This is a genomic window from Sphingobacterium hotanense (genome assembly GCF_008274825.1).
In the GTDB taxonomy this organism is placed as follows: Bacteria; Bacteroidota; Bacteroidia; order Sphingobacteriales; family Sphingobacteriaceae; genus Sphingobacterium; species Sphingobacterium hotanense.
Map to the genome: position 1 here is coordinate 4,097,314 of NZ_CP030848.1, position 21,461 is coordinate 4,118,774.

A 21,461-nucleotide genomic window follows, 5' to 3' on the forward strand; every position below is an offset into this window, starting at 1 on the left:
TGCTAACACTCTGGCAAACTCAACGGCACCTTGATTGCTAAACCGCCATCGGCCGTTTCCTTATACTTCACGTTCATGTCTTGGGCCGTTTCCCACATAGTGCTCACCACCGCATCCAAACTCACCTTCGCTTTATCCGGGTTCGATTGCAATGCCAGCTGTGCCGCAGTAATTGCCTTGATAGCACCCATGGTATTTCTCTCGATACATGGAATCTGCACCAATCCTCCAATCGGATCGCAAGTAAGTCCTAAGTGATGCTCCATAGCAATCTCCGCCGCCATTAAGGCCTGTCGCTGAGAACCACCCAAGCATTCCGTCAAGGCACCGGCTGCCATTGCCGATGACACACCGATTTCAGCCTGGCAACCACCCATCGCTGCCGATATCGTAGCACCCTTTTTAAATATAGAGCCAATCTCTGAAGCCGTAGCAATAAATTGGATGATCTTATCTTCGTTATAACAATCGTGGAACACGATATAGTATTGCAAAACTGCCGGAATTACACCCGCCGCACCATTCGTTGGTGCCGTAACAACGCGTCCAAATGAAGCATTCTCCTCATTCACCGCAAGAGCAAAACAGCTTACACAGTCTAAAATATAACCGAAATCACGACCGCCTTCGCGGATCGCCTGAACCCAAGTATCAAAGTCCGAATAACTACGACCCTTTAACATACGCTTGTTGAGTTTCGAAGCTCGTCGCTCTACATGCAAACCGCCCGGCAGCACTCCATCTGTGTGACATCCCTTATAGATACAATCGCGAATAGTTTCGAATATCTTCCAAACTCCGGCTCTAGTTTCCTGCTCCGGACGCCATGAAAGCTCATTCTCCAATACCAACTCCGATATTTTCAAACCGGTACGCATACAAGCGACCATCAGCTCCTGCGCGGTATCCACAGGGAAAGGCAAATCCACTTCAGATAAGACCCCTTCGGAATCGTTCTCCTGAACCACAAAACCACCCCCAATCGAGTAATACGTTTCACTGATAGCTTTTCCGTCTTTCAAAAACGCTTGAAAAGTAACGGCATTCGGGTGGAAAGGTAAGCTCTGATCAAATAGAAACAATAGATTGTCTTCATAAGAAAAATCAATCTCTTGTTGGGCGCCGACATTCAATTTCTTACTGGCTTTAATACGGTCGACTTTTGGCACAACATCGTGCACATCAAAAGTCACCGGATCATCCCCAGAAAGTCCCAGTAACACCGCGATGTCCGTACCGTGCCCAACACCTGTTTTTGCCAATGAGCCGTACAACAAAATGTTAAGCTGTTCGACGTCTTGCAATACAGACTGATCCTTAAGCACTTGTACAAACCGCTGTGCAGCACGCCAAGGTCCTAAGGTGTGGGAACTGGATGGTCCAATCCCGATTTTAAACATGTCAAAAATTGAAATTTGCTCCTTTGCCATATAATTGATCTATCCAAAGCAAAAATAACCTTTCTTTTTTCAATATAAAGACCCGCGAAAAATATATGAGTTTTTAAAAATTTCTAGTAATTCCAAGGAGCAATGGCAAAAAAAATCAACAATCCTTTGAAGGTTTATGTGAATACTATCCTTTCTCCAAGGATTCCGAATTATCTTCTTCTGGTATTAATCTGATTTAATACGGAAATAATTCTATTAATAACCCAATCATACCCAATTGGCATTGGGTATGATTGGGTTAAACATTGGGTTTGAAAGGGCTATGAAAGGGGATTGAGCGGTACATGTCTTATACTCACTACGAACTTAACCCCTGGAAAAGGCACAAAAAAAAGCACACCGTACGGTGTGCTTTATATACTAAAACACATTAATTTAAATGATTCTATATCCCTTCGCCAAATTTTAAATCCTTATTGATTGTAACAGGTAATTTTCCTGTTGCTTTTAATTGTTTTGTGAACAACTTGATAGCGGCTTTTTGCATAAAACCATCGTTTTGGTAGGTCAATACGACCGAGCTACTGCGCATGACATCAACAGAATTCAGCGCGTATGGGTTGGTGAACAATACCGAAATAGTACGGCGACCTGCTAGTTTATCAATAAACATCTTCACATCTTCGCTCAATTCCAATTCACTACGAGGTCTTGAACGATTATCGTGGATAGCAAGGATCACTTGTTTATGGTCGCGAGCAAGTTTCATTAAACTGTCTAATTGACCTTCATTTTCATTCCCCTTTACATAAATCTGCGTAAAGTCTGTCAATTGGCTAGCCATCCCTTTTTCGAAATCCTGTGCTTTATCAATACCAATAGAGACAATTGCGGTTTTGCGTTTGTTATCGAAACGTCTTAATCCACGGTCGGACTTCACAACGGTTACAGCGGCATCCGCTAAGCGTTGAACCAATGTTTTTGAACTGGCATCGTTCAAATCATTGATCAGGTTATTCGTATTGACCTTTTGATATTTATTTAATCCTAGCCAAAGTTTCGCTGCTAATACTTTTTTAACCCGAGCATCTAAGTCTGCTTGGCTAATTCTTCCGCTCTTAATTGCCTTTTCAATTAAATCAATTGCGCGACCGCTGTTTTCTGAAACTTCCAAAAGATCGTGTCCTGCAGCAATCGCCATCACATCAGCCTCTCCGTTCGGAAAGTGCTTCTTCACCCCTTTCATGTCCATCGCATCTGTAACGGTCAGCCCTTTAAAGCCTAACTCATTACGCAAAAGGTCTGTCACTACTTTTTTAGAAATAGAAGATGGGATATTCGGTGTAGCGTCTAACGCAGGGATATTCATATGGGCAACCATCACAGATGGAGCACCCGCTTGGATCAGTTCTTTGAACGGGAAGATTTCAAGCTCCATTAAGCGCTTTTTGTCAAACTTCAATTGCGGAAGATCATAATGTGAATCCACATCGGTATCACCATGACCAGGGAAATGCTTTAGCGATGCTAAGATGCCACCAGCAACCATACCATCCATATAAGCTTTCGCTTTCTGTGTCACATTGTTTTTGTCATCCCCAAAAGAACGGAAATTGATTACCGGGTTTTTAGGATTGTTGTTGATATCAACGACAGGCGCAAAATTGAAGTGCATTCCAATGCGAAGGAAGTCTTTCGCAATCTGACGACCCATATCATAAATCAAACTATTGTTTTGGATCGCGCCCAATGTCATTTGATATGGATAAGAAATAGTCGAATCCGGCATACGCATCCCTAATCCCCACTCGCCATCAAAGGTAATCAACAAAGGCACTTTGCTCGCCTTCTGGTATTTGTTGAACATATTAGCATGTCGAACCGGCCCGCCTTGAAACACCACCAATCCACCTAATTGCTCTTTTTCGATTACTTTAGCAACCGAGTCAATATATTTCTCGCCCAAATTAGTGTGAGCACGGACTAAAAATAACTGTCCAATCTTTTGTTTCGGCGTCAAGGTGTTGAACACCGAGTCTACCCATGCATGTTTTTGATTGATGAAAGGGATAAAGTCAGGCTTTTTCTGAGCAAAAACTGCTGTCGTAAAAAGACAAGTCAATAATCCACAGCTTAATATACGTTTGATCATCATAAAAATAGTTTGCTACGAAATACGGTATTTTCCGCTAGAATATGAAATATTTATGCACATTCACATCGAAACATGCATAAACACGCATTTATTTCAACTGGTATTTCTCCTCAATAAGGGATGCCAGCTCGTTTGCATTCGCAATCTCACCGCACGCTTCTTTCTTCCAGAGCATGTCGATAATAAGTAAAAGAAGCTGGGTTTCCAACTCCGGATTGGCATATCCGAGTTCGTTGAACGCTTTAAGTACAATAGGTTGCACCGGCTTTATGAACAGCTCGTGTTGCGTTTTGGAGAATGAATGGTGGGAAAGTCTTTCCTGTAGTTTCCAGAATTGTGGGTCGTCAGCAACTAATTCAGACGGCAATTTAACCATGTTTCGTAGGAAATCCTTCGCAGACTTATAAGTCATCATCCCTTTATGATGCATCAACACCTTCCGATATCCTGCTTTCACAATATGAGACAATAGGGCGTCTTTATTTCCGAAATGCTTAAAAATCAATGCTTCTGATACGCCAGCATTTGCTGCAATTTCTTTGGTGGAGGTATCCAAGTACCCCTTGTTTGCAAATAACTGCATAGCTGTCTGCAGAATTCTCTCTTTCCTACTTATTGTTGACTCTTTCATTTAGACTTCATGACAAATATACCCTTTTTCGTGCAGAGTGCGCAAATGTATCTTTTTTGTGATTGCATGTGCATTTCCAACAAAAACAGCTAATATTGACGCGTCAAAACCCACGCATACTTATTTTATGAAAAACGTCCTAGTTGTCCTCACCCTGAGCCTCTTAAGCCTGACGGCTTTTGCGCAGCAAAGGATTACCGGAACTGTTGTTGATAAGACAAACAGCAACCCGCTCAACGATGTTACCCTGCAGTTATTAAATGATAAAGACTCCGTATTGGCCCGTACTCGGACCAATTCCGAAGGACTGTACACTCTGGAAAAAGTTCCGACAGGGCAGTTTCGTCTCAATACGTCGATATTAGGTTATAAAGTGGGTAGCAGATCGGTGAAGATTGCTGATAAAGAATTAACAATTAACTACCAATTGGAGCCGAGCGAAATTGTCTTGGAGGAAATTGCAGTTACAGCTGCACCCAATGTTGCGGTTCGAGGGGATACGTTAGAATTCAATTCGCGCAATTTTGCCACCAGGGAATACGCGGAAGCGAATGAGATGGTTGCGCAAGTGCCGGGAGTTACCATCGATGAGGAAGGTAATGTATCAGCACATGGCGAACAAGTGAAGCGCATCTTGGTTGATGGAAAGGAATTCTTCAGCACAGATCCTAAGATTGCTTTAAAAAACCTTCCGGCGGATATTATTGATAAACTTCAGATCATCGATGAGCGAAGCGAGCAATCTCGATTTGCAGGTTTTGACGATGGAAAGCGAAATAAAATCATCAATATCGTAACGAAGCCTGATAAAAGAAAGGGCTACTTCGGCCGCGCAAATGCGGGAAAGGGTGATAGTGACAAATTCGCTTTTAGCAGCAATATCAATGCTTTTAACGAAGACCAGAAGATCGCCATTAACTTAATGGCCAATAATATTAACGAAACGAACTTTGCCGAGCAGGGATATGGAGGGCAGCGTCGCGGTAATAATAATACCGATCGCGGGATTGCGGACACCTATGCAGGCGCGTTGAATTATAGCAATACCTTTTTGGCGGACAAGATGGATTTCAATGCAGATTACAATTTCCGTCGCTCCGATGCTTACACCAATTCTTTAACCGCATTGGAATACCTCATGCAGGAGCGAGCAAATCAGTTTCAAGATTCGCAGACCGAGTCTAATGTGGGCAACATTAACCATAACTTTAGTACGCGAGTGAAATGGAAGATCGATAGTTTAAACCAGTTGGACTTCTCTCCGAATTTCACCTATACCGAAAACAACAACCATAACATTGGAAATAGTATCCGTAGAATTGGTGAATCTGAGCTTTTGAATACTTCAGATCGTAATAACACCAACAACACTAGCAATTTCACGTTTGGCGGTAATATGACTTATATGCGTAGGCTAAAAAATCCTGGGCAGACCATTTCCTTAAATGTCAATGGAAACAAGAGTACCAATGACGGCTTCGGCCAGACCCTCGCTTTTAATGAATACTATAGGGATGCGCTCTTAAGCCGTATTGACACCAACAATCGGGAAAGCATTACCAATGGCTATGGATCGGGTATCAACAGCCGACTCAGTTATACGCACCGCTTAGCACAATATTCAAGATTGCAGGCGAACTACAACTTCCGAAATACTAGAAATTATTCCGACCGTAAAACAATGGAGTTTCTTGCAGAGACAGGACAGTATGACGAGCTGAATGAACGCCTCTCTAACGAGTTTCAGAACGATTTTAATTTCCATAGCGTAGGTGCCTCTTACGCCTACAACAAACGTGATACCCTACGTATCCAGGTAGGACTTAATTACGAACATGGAATGCGCGTGAATGATCGAACTTTTCCAATCGACCTTCGTACGACAGCTGATTTCGCCAGCCTTTTACCGGAAGTAACAGCCGTTTATTATTTTACGAAGACTAAAAACGTCGAATTCAATTACAACACAAACACCAATACGCCTAGCATTAATGATCTACAGGATTATGTCGATGTATCCAACGAGCTGAATATCCGCAACGGTAATCCGAATTTGAATCAGGAATATATTCATACCGCACAATTGCGTTATCGGGATGTAAACCGAACAAATGGCAGAAGTTTTAATAGCAATATCAACTTCAGTTATACCAAAAACAAGATCGTACGCTCGGTCTTGATCACCGACACGACGATGGTCCTCTTCGACGATGTTATTCTCGGAGCGGGTGGACAGTACTCAGTTCCTGTGAATGTGGATGGAGTCTACTCAATCCGGGCGACAAATAGCTATGGTTTACCAATAAAAAAACTAGGCATTAACCTCAATCTAAACAGTAATCTATTCTACAATAAGAACTTTGCTTACCTGAACGATAAACTAATTCCAAGCAAAGGATATGGTTTCAGTCAACATGTCGGGATCTTCACAAACTTCAGCAAAAACATTATAATCGGTATGAATTATAATGCGAACGTGAATTTCACGAACAACCCGACTGCGCGCATACAGAATTACACGGTACAGACCCACCGAGTGAGCAATACATTGACGCTGGAGTTTTTGAAGCGCATGGCCTTCTCTTATAATTTAGCTTATTTATATAACTCCGGTATTGGTGGTTCTGAGGGGATTTCAACGACTTTATTAAATGCCTCCTTGGGCTATAAAGTCTTCAAGCAGAAGAATGCGGAGTTGTCTCTAAAAGCATTCGACTTATTGAATAATGCTTCGAGCATCCGACGTACGGCGTCTGAAACTGCCATAAGCAGCGTAACATCCAATACCCTAAATCGGTATTTCTTATTAAGTTTCACGTATAACCTGCGGAACTTTGGCGGAAAGATGATCTTCGGTGATGATGAAGGTGGTCGAGGAGATCGACCTCGAGGAAACCGCAGGGGAAGAAATTAAAAGGAAAGGGGCTACAATAATGAGCCCCCTTTTTGTACAAATTCGTTTTTCTTTTCGATAAAGGCTCCCTTATCGATTGCTTTAGTTGCCTTGCTCACAATACTTGTTTTAAAGCCTTCGTCTAGTGCATCCATAGCGGTATAAAATACGCAATAGTCTGCCGCGAGTCCACAAACATGTACCTCCGTCACCTGGCGATCCTTTAAATATCCAGCGAGGCCTGTATTCTTGCGACGGCCATTATCATAAAATCCGCTATAGCTATCGATCTCGGGGTCCATGCCTTTTCGGAAGATTGCTTCCACACGGTCGGTTTCTAATTCTTCCGATAATTCAGCGCCATAAGAACCTTGGATGCAATGGTCAGGCCACAGAACCTGCAGCAGGCCATTGAGCTCGATGACATCGAAGGTGAGCTTATCAACATGTTGGCTCGCGAAACTCTTATGATTATTGGGGTGCCAGTCTTGGGTGGCAACAATCAGGTCGTAATCTTTTTGGATGCTATTTATAACTGGGATAATTTCGTCTCCCTTTGCAACGGCTAGTGCACCCTCTGGTAGGAAATCGTACTGTACATCGACGATAATAAGTGCTTTCATGTGGTTTTATTTTAAGGTAATCAATCCAAAGATAACATATATCCAACGCCTCGGATATTCGTTATCTTGATTCGCTCATCGGCGGATAGGTATTTGCGTATTCTACTGATGAATACGTCCAGGCTTCGGCCTGTAAAGTAGGTGTCATTGCTCCAATAGGTACGAATGATTTCATCGCGTGGAAGCACTTTATCTTTACTTTCGATCAAGCGCTTCAGCAGTTCTGCTTCACGATAGGACAGCTTTTCGTTGCTTTCGCCATTGGATAAAATATTTTTGACCGTATCCAGCGTATAATTGCCGATTACAAACTTAGTATCCGACATTCCCTGACCCGTTTTCTTTAAGGCTGCCTCGATGCGTACGATCAGCTCTTCGATCTTGAAAGGCTTGCGCACATAGTCATTTGCGCCTAATTTGAAGCCCTTCACGACATCTTCAGTCTGCGTCAGAGCTGTTAGGAAAATAATAGGCGTATGAAGGTCTGTCTTACGAATTTCCTTAGCGACGGTGAACCCATCCATGAGGGGCATCATCACATCTAAGACAATGATATCGGGCTTATATTTCCCGTGGAACAATAGCGCTTGCTGACCATTAGGCACATGCCTAACCATAAAGCCATGGGCTTCTAAACTATCAGAAACAATCATCGCCAAACTCTCCTCGTCCTCTACATATAGCACATTGGTCATATCCTTACTTTGGTAAGCTTATTACAAAATTGCTGCCAACCGAGAGTTCGCTATCGAGCTCGATATGACCTCCATGTTGGTTGACAATCTGCTTGACATAGGCTAATCCTAAGCCAAAGCCTTTGACGTCATGTATATCTCCAGAAGGCACGCGGAAGAATAAATCAAATACAGACTTCTGATAAGCTTTCGGAATACCATTGCCGTTGTCGCGGATTTGAAGGATATACTGATCGTCCTGTTCCTTCAAATGTACGTCAATTTTTACCTCATCGGATGAGTATTTCACAGCATTGTCGAAAAGATTGGTCAATACATTTTTCAAATGTGCATGATCGGCTTGTATTAGGCTGTTCTTGCTATCGTTTTGGAAGGTTATGGATATCGGTTTTTTTGCAAATAGTCGTGTATTCTCTACGCATTCCTCGATTAAGGTCGCTAATTCGAAGGATGTTTTATTCAGTGATACGCCGTTCGTCTCGGCAATATCTACCTGCAGCACCCGCTCAATCATACTCGAGAGGTGCTCAAGCTCATGCTTCGAGATGTTGAGATAACGATTCATCCGTTCCTTATCGTCTTTCGCCCCAAAGCGCTGTATGGACTCCACCGCAGCCATCACCGTAGAGACCGGAGTTTTCAGCTCATGGGTCATGTTATTAACAAAAGACTTCCGCAACATCGCCAGTTGGTTCTGCTTCTTGATCGTAGTCAGCAAGTAGAAAAATGTACCCACGAGCGCTAATACTAAGAATATCGAAATCGTTAATTGCCAACCGATGGAAAATAATAAGAAGGATCGAGGATCCGAAAAGTCAATTTCCAGATACTTGTCTTCCGAGGGGTCGATCAAAATCGGACGTGTCTTAAACAGCTTATACCTCGTTTTGTAAATTTCATCTCTGCTCATGCTGTCGACACCTGTCAACGTGACGACTTTTAACTCGAACGGACTGTATTGCTTTCTGGCGCGTAGCGCCTGTTCCAATCGATTGGAAAGCGTATCAACGGTTCTTTGATCCCATTTGATGTTGCGGATCGCCATGGTAGAAATAAGATGTCTGGAAAACTTGCCGCCACCAAACTTCCCACGTTTGGAAACCGCCACCTCATCTAGGATATTATCTTTGTTGAAGCCATTATCTTCCACTAGCTTCTTCACCGTGTCTCTGTTCATGTTGGGATAACGATCGCTGATCGCCTTCACGACGCGTTCAACACGGTCGTACCTTAAGATTTGATTCTGCTCAACCAGCTCCTGTTCGTTCTCCTGATAAAAGTCTTGAATTACATCAAAAAGGATATGATCGGCGGCTCCTAGGAAATACATTTTGCGGTTCTGGTAGTTGCCGTAAAGCCATACGCTTAGCACCAACGTTATACCTCCAGCCGTCAGGATAATCGCCAGTATCAATATTTTATACTTTTTTAACATAATTAAAACAAAATTAAATTAGTAGATTTGCACCGCATAGGTTCAGGGCCACTTTTAACAAAATATAACACTGATTAACAGTTCCCATTAATTACTTTTGCATGACTGGTGATTTTATGATTAAAAATATACAATTAACTTTCCTTATTATCCTAAGTTTGAGTGTGAGCCTATTCTTCGTAAGTTGCGATAAGGATATGTCTATTTCATTGAAAAATGAAAACATCGATAACTTAAACTTAACTTCATCCGATACACTTAGCGCTATTGTTTCTACTGTTCTTATGCCGAACATTCCGACTTCCGGAACTGGTGACACAACAACGCGTTTATTGGTAGGTAAAGTTTCACAAGGTCCAATAGGAAGTGTTACGTCTAATGCTTATTTCCGCTTAATGCCGGAAAATGTAAGCAATGATATTCCAAAGAACGCAGTTTATGACTCTATCACGTTAGTTCTACGTCCAACCTTTGACAAATATACACACGGCGATACAACGAAATTGCAAACCATTGTAGCACATCGCGTAACTCAAACGTTAGAGCAAACAACATTGAATAACACGATGACAGGGCAACCGATTCCAGTATATATCTCAGGTGCTTCCATTTTCGGACAGCAAAAGTTCGCATACGATGCGAATCCTTTGGGTTCGGTGACCTTTATGCCACATATGAACAAACGTGATTCTGTAAGTATCCGTTTAGCAGATACTTGGGGGACGGAGTTATTCGAAAAAATCCGCACAGCAGACTATATCTTCAATTCAACTGCCAACTTCCAGGAGTATTTTAAAGGTATGGTGTTGGTGCCGGCATCAAGCAACACAGCAATTATCGGTTTCCACAATATCCTTTCTGTCAAAATACACTACTCATATAATGGTGCTGATGGCTTTAAAAAGTCAACTGCTAAGACTTTACAAATGGGAGATCGTAGATTCCACTACAACAACTTCGTAGCAGACAGATCAGGAACAGCCTTTGCAACACTTAGTACAACGAAAGAAATACCTAGTACAGCAAGCAATGGCGTAAGCTATATTCAAGGCGGCACAGGTGTAGTAACAAAAATTACTTTCCCAGGCTTGGCTGAATTCATGCAGACCCAGAATATCGCTATCAATAAAGCTGAGTTGATCATAGAAGTAGCTTCCAAAGATCTTGGACATTATACTGCTGCACTGAAACCTATGTTGTGGATTGCAACAGATAATATTGCGACAGGCTATGTCAATACACCATTCGCGAATGCAATTCAACACGGGAACTACGTAGTAGGTAATAATACTGGGCGTAACGGACGTTATGTTTTCAACATGATCCAATACATTCGCTCAGCCAATGATGAGAATGCAAAAGATAAATCCTTATTTTTATCTGTTTCGCCACAAGGGGAACAAATTAATCAAGGACAGCAAGTTCCACCATTGATCATCCCTTCGGAATTGTACTATAGCACAAATACTAGTATTTTAGCAACGGAGAACAACAAACCAAAAATTAAATTAAACATCGTATATACAAAATTTAAATAATCTATGAACAAGAGAAACTGGCTTGTATTACTTTTAGTCGGCGTTTTTGCTATTACATCACTTAACTCATGTAAAAAAGACGAAGAAGGTACGGATACAACAGACAATGGACCGACAGAGTGGACAAGATCATCAGTATTTACTGGCGACCCTCGTAGTAACGCTGCTACTTTCACATTAGATAAAGTTGCTTACTTAGTAGGTGGTTACATCAAAACTGGTAATACGTTGAACGACAACTATGCTTTCAATGGTACAGAATGGACTCAAAAAGCAGATTTTACAGGTTCAGCTAGACATTCAGCAGTAGGTTTTGCTGTGGATGGAAAAGGATATGTTGGTTTAGGATATGATGGCGAAAAAGCATTAAAAGATTTCTATCAATATGATCCAACAGCAAATACCTGGACTAAGAAAGCTGATTTCCCTGGCGAAGCTCGTTTTGGTGCTGTAGCATTCACCATTGGTGACAATGCATACGTAGGATTAGGAGCAACTCCAACTGATAAAACATTCAGCGATTTTTACAGATACAACCCTAAAACAGATACTTGGACTGCAATCACTACTAAATTTACTTACAAAAAAGCATATGCTTTCGCGTTCGTAATCAATAATGTAGCATACGTTGGTGGTGGTACTTCAAATAATGCATACCCTGAAGAATTCTTCTCATTCGACGGAACAGAGTGGAAAAAATTAGGCGACTTAAAAACTGATGATATCGATGTTAGACGTGCTAATGCTTCTGCATTTGCGATTGGTAGCAATGGTTATGTAGTTAGTGGTCGTTCAGCATCAGGTGTTGTAACTAGCGTTTGGAAATACACGCCTTCAGACGATTCATGGACTAGCAAACACCAAGCTTTATCCATTGCTCGTGAAAAAGCAATCGGTTTTGCAATCGATGGTAAAGGTTATGTAGCAACTGGTATTTCAGCTTCTACTTACCTTGATGATAACTGGCAATTCGTTCCTGTTAGATAATTAACAGAAACAAGACATACAGTGGAGTGCTTTTAATAGCCTCCAATAAATAAAATAAAGCTGTCCAAAAGGACAGCTTTATTTGTTTTAGATCAGCCCTAAGACTGAACAATACAGACCATGCCATTGCTCTTTATATGTGTAAAAATGCACACCTTTCTATTAAAGGTCAAAGGCATCGTAGATACCATATCAAAATGTCAAAGAGCAGTTTATGCCTATTCCTCTCGGAACGACAAACAGCATACTTTATGTTCATCTTCGTTCTCACCCTATCAAATTCATCGGCTCAAAACTATAGCTTTTACTGGCAAAAGAATAATCATTTCAACATTAAGTTTTTATGAAGCCAGCGCATTCAGCATGTGTACCATCTCTATAAAACACAAGGCTAACCACTATGTAACACTGCCCCCAAAACATCTAATAATAATCAGTTTTTTAAACAGAAAAGAAGAGTTGCAAGCTTCTCGCACTCCCCAGTCTCGCTAGGCATCGATCAAATAAAACTTTCATGTTTCCTTTGAAACACCAACAGGGATGAAAGTTCTTGATGGCCTCTGAAAACAGACACTTTCAGAAAAAAATGAAGGTGTCTAAAAAGGCACCTTCTTCTGTTTTATAGCTTTTGCGATTTCATTACTGTTTTCATTTTTGAGTTTTAAGCAGTAAGTCGATATTTTATGGTTTTAACGCTCCTGACTCGAATTTTTATTGTATATAGTGTTTTATCGCTATAACCATTCCCAAAGAAGACATCGTTTGCCCACTTTTTCGCCCATTTTCTGAGGTTATGGGCAATGGCCATCAATCCGAACTCCACAGCGACTTTCTCCAGTCCTTTCATTGTGAACCGGGTAAACCTGTTGTTGCTTTTCATCTGACCGAAAACGGATTCCACTTCTATGGGGCGCTTGCTTCGATGGTACATTCCCTCTTCCGATACCAGCCTTTCCCGGGCTTTATCCTTGAGCTGATTGAGTCTATGGTTCACTTCAATGAGCCGATCGCCTTTAGCTTTATGACACCCACTGCGCATCGGGCAGCCTTCGCATCGCTGAGCCTGATAACAGCTGACCTGGGCTGTGTATCCGTTGGCACTAACTCTGGTTGCATGACCGATAAAGCTGAGCTTCTGTCCTGCGGGACATACATAATAGTCATCTTGCTGGTTGTAATACAGATTCTGTACCGAGAAAGGATCCTGTTTATGCTTGCGCTTCTGTTCCACATGAAAGTAATTGTACTTGACAAAGGCAGTTATGCCCTGTTTTTCCATCAATTCATAGTTCTGCTCGCTACCATAACCCGCGTCTGCTACAAGCTGTTCGCTTTGTTTTCCGTAATGGCACTCAAAGCCTTCCAAATGTTCCGGCAGGGTTGTGGTGTCGGCAGTTGTTTGATGGATGCTGTAATGGGTGATGAACTGATCTTCGGTGCTGATTTGGGCATTATAGGCTGGCTTAAGCTGGCCATTCTTCATGTGGTCCTCTTTCATCCGCATAAACACAGCATCGGTATCGGTCTTGCTATAACTATTGCGATCTCCCAGTACTTCCAGTTGCTCTTCATATTTCTCTAGTCGAGGTAAATAGTCCTCTTCAAGTTTCTTAAGTTGCTTATCAGTAGATTTATTGGCTCCTTTGAACTTGGCATTGATCGCTTCGATCTTTTCCTTCAACTGACTGCTATCGATGGCCTTGCTAACTTCTTGATTACCTAATGAAGATTGGTCTTGGGCGATCTGAGCCTCGATTTCCGAAAGAACCGAAGCAATGTTTGCTTCTAACTTTACCTTATTCTTCTCGACCGATTTCTTCCAAACGAACGTATAACGACCAGCGACAGACTCGATCTTGGTACCATCTACATATTGAACTTTCAAGCTAACATACTCCATATCATGTAGCATACGAACGATACTGGCAAACAGCTCTTGTATCTGTCCTTTAAGACGCTTTCCTCTGAAATAATTGATCGTACGATAATCAGGTGTACTGTTCCCTGAAAGCCACATGAAATGGATGTTCTCGTGAAGGGCCTGCTCGATTTTTCGGCAAGAATAGATATTGCTTAAATAGGCGTAGAACAGCACCTTAATGAGCATTCTAGGGTGAAAACTAGTGGTGCCTCCGCCTTTATACTGACGGATAATAGGTTCAAGATCCAACTGATCAACAACCTGACTCACCAAACGAACCGGATGATTCATTGGAATACGATCTAAAATATTCTCAGGAAATAGACTCGGACTATTGGATGGAAGCGCTTTGAATTGTATGTTTGCCATATTGTTTTTTTGGGTGCACCTTAAGATACAAAATCTTAAGGACAAAAAAACAGAAAAACCCCGCCATTTTTTAATGACGGGGTTCTTTCTTTAAGAGACCTTTTTAGACAGCCTCATCCATCTTATATCTTAAATCTAACGTCTAAAATCTAAATCAATCCCTTCTTTTGCAATAACTCTGCTACCTGAACAGCGTTTGTTGCAGCACCCTTACGTAAGTTATCTGCTACGATCCAAAGATTTACCGTATTCGCTTGCGACTCATCGCGACGGATACGCCCAACGAATACCTCGTCTTTACCGTGAGCATCCTTAGGCATTGGATACTCTAGATTAGCAGGATTATCAACAACAATAATTCCTTCTTGCGCTTCTAGAGTAGCTCTTAATTCCGCAAGATCGAAATCATTCTCAAACTCAATATTCACAGACTCCGAGTGGCCACCAACTACCGGAATACGAACTGTAGTAGCCGTCACCTTGATGGAATCATCACCCATAATCTTATTTGTTTCTTTAATCATTTTCATTTCCTCTTTCGTGTAGCCATTATCTTGGAATACATCAATATGAGGAATAACATTTAAGTCGATCTGATACGGATAAGCTTTCTCTCCATCCTTACCTGCACGCTCGTTCATCAGCTGGTCAACAGCTTTAACGCCCGTACCGGTTACCGACTGATATGTCGAAACCACGACACGTTTGATTTTATATTTCTCATGAAGCGGTTTCATCACGACTACCATCTGAATTGTAGAACAATTCGGATTTGCGATGATCTTGTCGCTCGCTTCCAACACATCTCCATTTACTTCAGGAACGATCAACTTCTTGCTAGGGTCCATACGCCATGCCGATGAATTATCGATTACCGTAATTCCAGCCTCCGCGAACAAAGGAGCAAACTCCGTCGATGTACCGCCACCTGCAGAAAATAAAGCAACATCTGGTTTCAGTGCAATAGCTTCAGTAGGCGTCACAACCTTATACTTCTTTCCCTTAAAGTCAATTTCCTTACCCTTGCTACGCTCCGAAGCTACGGGAATCAACTCTGTTACCGGGAAATTACGTTCCGCTAATACTGTCAACATCTCTGACCCGACAAGTCCTGTCGCGCCTACTACTGCAACTTTCATAGTTTAAATTTTTGCTTTAAATTTTAAGTAAAATAGATTATAACTCATTGTATCTAAGTGAGCAAACTTACTAAATAAACATCAATGTTTGCAATTAATTTTAGCTATTAATAAGCAATAAGCCTATTCACGGAACAATATTCAAGACATCAGTTATTTCGCTGAAATAAATTCAGAAAGTCCAGTACTTTGTTGACAATATATCAATCTAAAAGGAGATAGTAGAATTTGGCGATTTAGTACTTTCGTGGAGAAAATGATTTTACCCTTGGAAATGATGAAAAAACGCTCATGTTTCCGTCGAAACCGCAACAAGAATGAACGCTCTTGATGGTTTCTCAAGACAGAGATATTCAGAAAAAACAGGGTTAAAACACTTATTTTCTCACTCATACGTTTGCGTAAAATCGCTCTCGAGGGGGATTACCCAGCATTAATTTACTAATTTCGCCGGGGTAATCGATTTACATCGTTAATAACAGAAACTACCTTACATAAATATCATTGCAGCAATGAAAGAATGCATTTTGATGATTGGAGCCAACGGTCAAATCGGCTCTGAATTAACAGCAGCTTTACGAATTAAATTCGGAAAAGAAAATGTGATCACCTCTGACATCCGACCTCCCAAAGAAATTGCCGAGGGTGAAATATTCGAAACATTAAACGTCCTTGACAAAGAAGGAATCCGCGCCATATTAGAGAAATACAAGCCCACACAGATTTACTTACTTGCCGCTATGCTATCTGCAACCGGCGAGCAATACCCTCAAAAAGCTTGGGACTTAAACATGAACGGTTTATTGAACGTTCTGGACCTTGCCGTAGAATTGGGAATCAAGAAAATCTTCTGGCCAAGCTCTATCGCTGTATTTGGACCACATTCTCCAAAAATCGATACCCCGCAGTATTGCGTTATGGATCCTAACAGTATCTATGGTATCAGTAAGCTTGCCGGTGAGCGTTTGGTAGAATACTACCATAACCGTTATGGATTAGATATCCGCAGTGTTCGCTACCCAGGTATTATCTCTTGGCGTACAGAACCAGGAGGCGGTACAACGGATTATGCGGTGCATATCTTCTTCGAAGCCATTCGCCAAGGAAAATACACGAGCTTCCTATCCGAAAACAGCGAACTCCCTATGCTATATATGGACGATGCCGTACGAGGAACAATCGAGTTAATGGACGCCCCGGAATCAGCATTAACCATCCGTTCGAGCTATAATTTAGCAGGAATTAGCTTCACTCCTAAACAAATAGCCGAAGAAATTAAAAAAATTCTTCCTAATTTTGAAATCTCGTATTCCGAGAATGATCCTCGTCAGGCAATTGCAGACTCATGGCCAAAAAGCATCAACGATGACGAAGCAAGACAAGATTGGGGTTGGAAACCAACTTTTGATCTGAAAGCGATGACAGAGGACATGTTATCGAATCTGAAATCAAAATTATAATAAAATGGGTAGAGCTTTCGAATTTAGAAAAGAAAGAAAATTTAAACGCTGGGCCAAAATGGCTGTCCAGTTCACACGTCTTGGAAAAGAAATTGCTATTGCAGTAAAAGAAGGCGGCCCTCACCCGGAAAACAACTCCAGACTGCGTACTGCTGTTCAAAACGCGAAAGCAGTAAACATGCCGAAGGACCGTGTAGAAGCTGCCATCAAGCGTGCTTCCGAAAAAGACGCAAAAGGCTATGAAGAATATGTATACGAAGGCTATGGTCCGCATGGCGTTCCAGTATTGATCGAAACAGCAACTGATAATACCAACAGAACCGTAGCAAATATCCGCAGCTACTTTACAAAGTCCGGCGGCTCATTAGGCAAAACGGGTTCATTAGACTTTATCTTCCAACGTAAATCCATCTTCCGTTTCCCTGCTACAGAGGAATTGGATGTAGAAGAACTAGAATTAGAACTTATCGATGGAGGTTTAGAGGAACTGTATGTAGAGGCTGATGAAGAAGGAAACGACGTAGTCGTTGTACAGACTTCTTTTGAAGACTTTGGTAATATGCAAAGATTACTGGAAGAGAAAGGTATTGAGGTAAGCTCTGCGAAGCTTGAACGCATTTCCCTATCACATAGTACGCTTAGCGAAGAACAGGCAGCAGACGTGCTTAAATTGATCGATAAGATCGAAGAGGATGATGATGTGCAAGCGGTCTACCACAATATGGACTAATCCAACAACAAAATATTTAGAAGAGGGCTTTGCCCTCTTTTTTTCTGAAAGTTATTGTTGTTTTTTCAATCTAAACCAATAAAAAATCAGACCAGTGATTGTTCAAGGGTCTATTTTTTTGTCTGGAATATTTTGTTTCTGTTTCTTAAGTATTCTTCTTGATCAAAAAAAGGACTTTATTACTAAAAACAAGAGTATAATTTTTTCTTCGAGCTCTAAAGGCATCAACTGTTGGTTCTTAAACGTCTGTTATCAGTTTTTTTCACGGGGAGTCTAACCACCAAAAAAAGGTCGATCTTTTATTTATAAGACGTGTTCTTCAGGGTACTCAATTGTTTCTGTAATCTGTCAATTCTTTTAAGTCTTCTATTTTCCAGTATTTTTATATCCTGGGGATGTAATTGATAGGGTTCCATGTCCCTCAGCACATGGTATGCAGCGGTCAATATCTTATGTGCAATGGCTATTGTCGCCTTCTTATGTCCTCTTCGGGCAGCGATCTGGTGATGCTTGACTGCAAGTAAGGGATTGGCCTTGGATCTAGAAGCTACCCATGCGGCCTCTACGAGCGTCGTCTTGAGATACTTATTTCCATGTGTTGTTCTGGAGGAATACTTTTTTCCTGCACTCTCATTGTTGCCCGGGCAAACACCAGCCCATGAGGAAAGGTTCTGATGTGTTGCAAATTGGGTCATGTCCGTACCGATCTCTGAGACGATTCCTAATGCTACTTTGGAAGACACTCCCGGAATAGTCTCCAGTAGTTCCAGCTCCCGATACATGATCCTTGCGTACTGTTCCATCTGAGCCTCTGATTGTGCTATTTGTAGATTGATATGATCGATGGATTGCAGTATAAGGGTCAACATGAAGCGGTGGTGATCTGTGACCTTGCCAGTAAGTGCTTTAATCAGTTCTGCGTGTTTCTTGACCAGTGAACCCTTGGCCATGCTTGCCAACAGCAAAGGATCGCTCTGACCTTTAGCCATGGATCGGACCATTTCCATGGCGCTTACACCGAATACGTCGCTGACCACGCTCCGCAGTTTGACGTTGGCAGATTCAAGGATGTTCTGCAACCGGTTCTTTTCTGCAGTCCGCATCGCGATCAGCTTGCGTCTATGTCGGTAGAGCTCCCTGAGCTCCCGGATATGTTGTGCTGGAATGAAGCTACCCTTCAGTAGACCGGAAAGAAGCAGTTTGGCGATCCATTCGCTATCCTTCTTATCGGTCTTCTGCCCCGGAACATTCTTGATGTGGCGGGCATTGACCAACAAAATGTGAAAGTAATCTTCCAAAACCGCGTAAACCGGTCGCCAGTAAACACCGGTGCTCTCCATGGCAACCTGTGTAATGGAATGGGATTGAAGCCATTGCACTAAATCATACAGGTCATCCGTAAAAGTTAAGAAGGTTTTTGTCTCTGTATCAAAATCACTACCTTTAATGGTAGCAACTACTGTGTCTTTATGGACATCCAGTCCACAGCCACGATCAAGAATAAAGGGTAATCCGCTGACAGCCATAGGTCTTATATTTATTGGTACTAAGATACCGTTTTGGCTAAATGCCTATTGGGACTATGAGCCCGTGACTTTCATGGCTGTTGGTGATACCCGAGTATCATGAATGTTTTTTTGTGCCTTATCCCTTCCAATCAACATTACCGTGCATAACTAAAAAGTAATCTCGATTATGTACATTTGTATATGCTGACATTCGCAGACTTTTTTGCCAAGAAGAAAATCGACATCAAAGCTTTAAAGAAGGCTGAGCCCTCTTTATATCAAGAATTTGCGGAACATTATGAACTGATGGGCGAGAAGAGTTTCGATCACAGTAAGAAGTTCTGGTTCAATAGACTTCGTAAAAGCTATCTCCTTCCGGAGGAAGCTATCAGTACAGCATCAGCGGCAAAACCAGCTCCTGCATCTAGCCCAACAGCGAACAAGCCGGAGACGGTAGCAGCGAAGCCAGCAGGCTTCCGTCCTAAGTTTAAAGCGGCAGCAAGCGCTGGAACGGCAGAATCGAAAACAACAGAAGCGGAGGAAAAAAAGGACGTGCCAGCAGCGCCAAAACCTGCCGGATTTCAACCTAAGTTCCGCCCTAAAGTAGCTGCAGCGGCAAAGCCTACCGAAGAGAAAACCGAAGAGGCTGCGAACGAAGAAACAAAACCCGCAGCGCCAAGCGGTTTCAAGCCTCGCTTCAAAGCGGACAACCTTCCTAAAAAAGTAGAAGATAGTCCAGCAGAAGAAACCAAGACTGCAAGCGATTCGGCCGCAGCAGAGGCAGAGAATAAACCGGTTATTACGAAGCCCGCAGGCTTTAAGCCTCGCTTTAAAGCAGCCAATCCGCCTAAAGCGGTCGGGCCCAGCGCAGGGACTGCGCCTACTGCAACCGAGCCCCCTGCTTCCGAAAAAGAAGAGGAACCTAGCCCGGTCGCAAAACCCAAAGGCTTTACACCACGCTTTAAAGCAGGATTAACAAAAACAACAGCGAGTCCAGAGACTACATCTACCCAACCTAGCCCAGACATCCCAGATCAGCTGCCGGAGGAAAAACCGCAGACGCCCGATACGGAATCAAGCGAAGAAAGCGTTATTATAGCAGCAAAGCCTAAAGGCTTCACGCCGCGCTTCAAAGCAAAGAAAACAGCTGAGGAAGGAAAAGATTCTCCAACAGATGATGCTTCTTAATTCGAACTATCCAATATTTTTATATTTTTACAGACCTAATCAATACATATGTTATGTTAAAAGAAGAAAGACAGGCATTTATTATCCATCAAATTAATCTCCACAATAAAGTACTTTCATCTGATCTAAGTGTACAACTTAATGTTTCGGAGGATACGATTCGTAGGGATCTAAATGAGTTGGCGGAGAGCGGACAAGTGCTAAAGGTATATGGTGGTGCACTATCGAAGTCTTTCCACTACCCTTTCCAGGAAAACAATGTCTATGCAAAAGAGGCAAAGAAAGAAATTGCCAGCAAAGCAATCTCCCTTATACAAAGCGGCATGACCGTACTAGTTGGCGGTGGTACCAGTATGATCGAACTAGCGCGCTTGATGCCGAAGGATATACAGTGTACTTTTTTCGCCATCAGCCCATTAGTAGCCTTGGAACTTGCCGAGAAAGAAAATCTAGAAGTTATTTTACTAGGCGGGCATCTATCCAGAAACACCAATATTGTTTCGGGTTCTCAGGTGATCAATGCCTTGTCAGAAATTAAGGTCGATCTTTGTTTATTAGGAACCAACAGTTTATCTGTAGAAGAAGGAATTACAGATTCTGACTGGGAGGTTGTTCAGATCAAAAAAGCGATGATTAAATGCTCGAAGAAATTGGGCGTATTGAGCATCGTAGAAAAGCTGAATTCCAATCAGAAGATGCGTGTAGCACCATTGCGCGATATCAACTACCTGATTACCGACTTAGACCCCAATCATCCAAGCTTAAAAGAGTTCAGAAACCAAGTAACGGTTATTTAAA

15 protein-coding genes and 1 pseudogene are annotated in these 21,461 nt (G+C 42.1%); 7 read left to right on the plus strand and 9 right to left on the minus strand.

Going from position 1 to position 21,461, the window contains the following annotated elements; genetic code table 11:
- Positions 1–2: 2 nt before the first annotated feature.
- From DSM08_RS17305 to DSM08_RS17315, 3 genes are all read right to left on the minus strand, one after another.
- Positions 3–1,430 carry an L-serine ammonia-lyase gene (locus tag DSM08_RS17305; RefSeq protein WP_149527310.1) on the minus strand — a complete coding sequence of 476 codons (1,428 nt, stop codon included), beginning with the start codon at positions 1,428–1,430 and terminating at the stop codon, positions 3–5.
- A gap of 406 nt (positions 1,431–1,836) precedes the next feature.
- A complete protein-coding gene (locus DSM08_RS17310) occupies positions 1,837–3,543 on the minus strand; it encodes a glycoside hydrolase family 3 protein (RefSeq protein ID WP_149527779.1) in 1,707 nt (568 codons plus the stop codon).
- A 91-nt stretch (positions 3,544–3,634) separates the two neighbouring features.
- Positions 3,635–4,177, minus strand: coding sequence for a TetR/AcrR family transcriptional regulator (locus tag DSM08_RS17315; RefSeq protein WP_149527311.1), 543 nt, complete (start codon positions 4,175–4,177; stop codon positions 3,635–3,637).
- Between the two features lie 127 nt (positions 4,178–4,304).
- On the opposite strand from DSM08_RS17315, the gene DSM08_RS17320 reads away from it, so the two are divergent.
- A complete protein-coding gene (locus DSM08_RS17320) occupies positions 4,305–7,091 on the plus strand; it encodes an outer membrane beta-barrel protein (protein WP_149527312.1) in 2,787 nt (928 codons plus the stop codon).
- Between the two features lie 11 nt (positions 7,092–7,102).
- On the opposite strand, the gene pncA is transcribed toward DSM08_RS17320, so the two are convergent.
- The 3 genes from pncA to DSM08_RS17335 are packed head-to-tail and all read right to left on the minus strand — an operon-like array spanning position 7,103 to position 9,823.
- A complete protein-coding gene (gene pncA / locus DSM08_RS17325; RefSeq protein ID WP_149527313.1) occupies positions 7,103–7,693 on the minus strand; it encodes a bifunctional nicotinamidase/pyrazinamidase in 591 nt (196 codons plus the stop codon).
- A gap of 20 nt (positions 7,694–7,713) precedes the next feature.
- Positions 7,714–8,388, minus strand: a complete 675-nt coding sequence (locus DSM08_RS17330) for a response regulator transcription factor (RefSeq protein WP_149527314.1) — start codon at positions 8,386–8,388, stop codon at positions 7,714–7,716.
- A gap of 4 nt (positions 8,389–8,392) precedes the next feature.
- Complete coding sequence (locus DSM08_RS17335; protein WP_149527315.1) at positions 8,393–9,823, minus strand: sensor histidine kinase; 1,431 nt, start codon at positions 9,821–9,823, stop codon at positions 8,393–8,395.
- A gap of 116 nt (positions 9,824–9,939) precedes the next feature.
- Here DSM08_RS17335 and DSM08_RS17340 point away from each other — a divergent pair, with 116 nt between their 5' ends.
- Positions 9,940–11,361: a DUF4270 family protein gene (locus tag DSM08_RS17340; protein WP_187773902.1), complete on the plus strand. Its 1,422-nt coding sequence runs from the start codon at positions 9,940–9,942 to the stop codon at positions 11,359–11,361.
- Positions 11,362–11,364: 3 nt separating this feature from the next.
- The gene (locus DSM08_RS17345; RefSeq protein WP_149527317.1) at positions 11,365–12,348 is read left to right on the plus strand and encodes a Kelch repeat-containing protein; all 984 of its coding nucleotides are present in this window, start codon (positions 11,365–11,367) and stop codon (positions 12,346–12,348) included.
- Positions 12,349–13,096: 748 nt separating this feature from the next.
- Here the strand turns inward: DSM08_RS17345 and DSM08_RS17350 are convergent.
- Both DSM08_RS17350 and DSM08_RS17355 read right to left on the minus strand, forming a co-directional pair.
- Positions 13,097–14,638, minus strand: a pseudogene (locus DSM08_RS17350) (IS1182 family transposase); the annotation flags it as partial.
- A gap of 149 nt (positions 14,639–14,787) precedes the next feature.
- Positions 14,788–15,777 carry an aspartate-semialdehyde dehydrogenase gene (locus DSM08_RS17355; protein ID WP_149527318.1) on the minus strand — a complete coding sequence of 330 codons (990 nt, stop codon included), beginning with the start codon at positions 15,775–15,777 and terminating at the stop codon, positions 14,788–14,790.
- A gap of 512 nt (positions 15,778–16,289) precedes the next feature.
- Here DSM08_RS17355 and DSM08_RS17360 point away from each other — a divergent pair.
- Entirely contained in the window at positions 16,290–17,237 is a 948-nt protein-coding gene (locus tag DSM08_RS17360; protein WP_187773903.1) for an NAD-dependent epimerase/dehydratase family protein, read from the plus strand.
- Positions 17,238–17,241: 4 nt separating this feature from the next.
- Positions 17,242–17,967, plus strand: coding sequence for a YebC/PmpR family DNA-binding transcriptional regulator (locus tag DSM08_RS17365; protein WP_149527320.1), 726 nt, complete (start codon positions 17,242–17,244; stop codon positions 17,965–17,967).
- A gap of 299 nt (positions 17,968–18,266) precedes the next feature.
- Here the strand turns inward: DSM08_RS17365 and DSM08_RS17370 are convergent, their stop codons facing one another.
- Positions 18,267–19,493, minus strand: a complete 1,227-nt coding sequence (locus DSM08_RS17370; RefSeq protein WP_149525248.1) for an IS110 family RNA-guided transposase — start codon at positions 19,491–19,493, stop codon at positions 18,267–18,269.
- A gap of 183 nt (positions 19,494–19,676) precedes the next feature.
- Between DSM08_RS17370 and DSM08_RS17375 the strand changes: the two genes are divergently transcribed.
- Both DSM08_RS17375 and DSM08_RS17380 read left to right on the plus strand, forming a co-directional pair.
- Positions 19,677–20,663: a hypothetical protein gene (locus DSM08_RS17375; RefSeq protein ID WP_149527321.1), complete on the plus strand. Its 987-nt coding sequence runs from the start codon at positions 19,677–19,679 to the stop codon at positions 20,661–20,663.
- Positions 20,664–20,716: 53 nt separating this feature from the next.
- The gene (locus DSM08_RS17380; RefSeq protein ID WP_149527322.1) at positions 20,717–21,460 is read left to right on the plus strand and encodes a DeoR/GlpR family DNA-binding transcription regulator; all 744 of its coding nucleotides are present in this window, start codon (positions 20,717–20,719) and stop codon (positions 21,458–21,460) included.
- Position 21,461 lies beyond the last annotated feature (1 nt).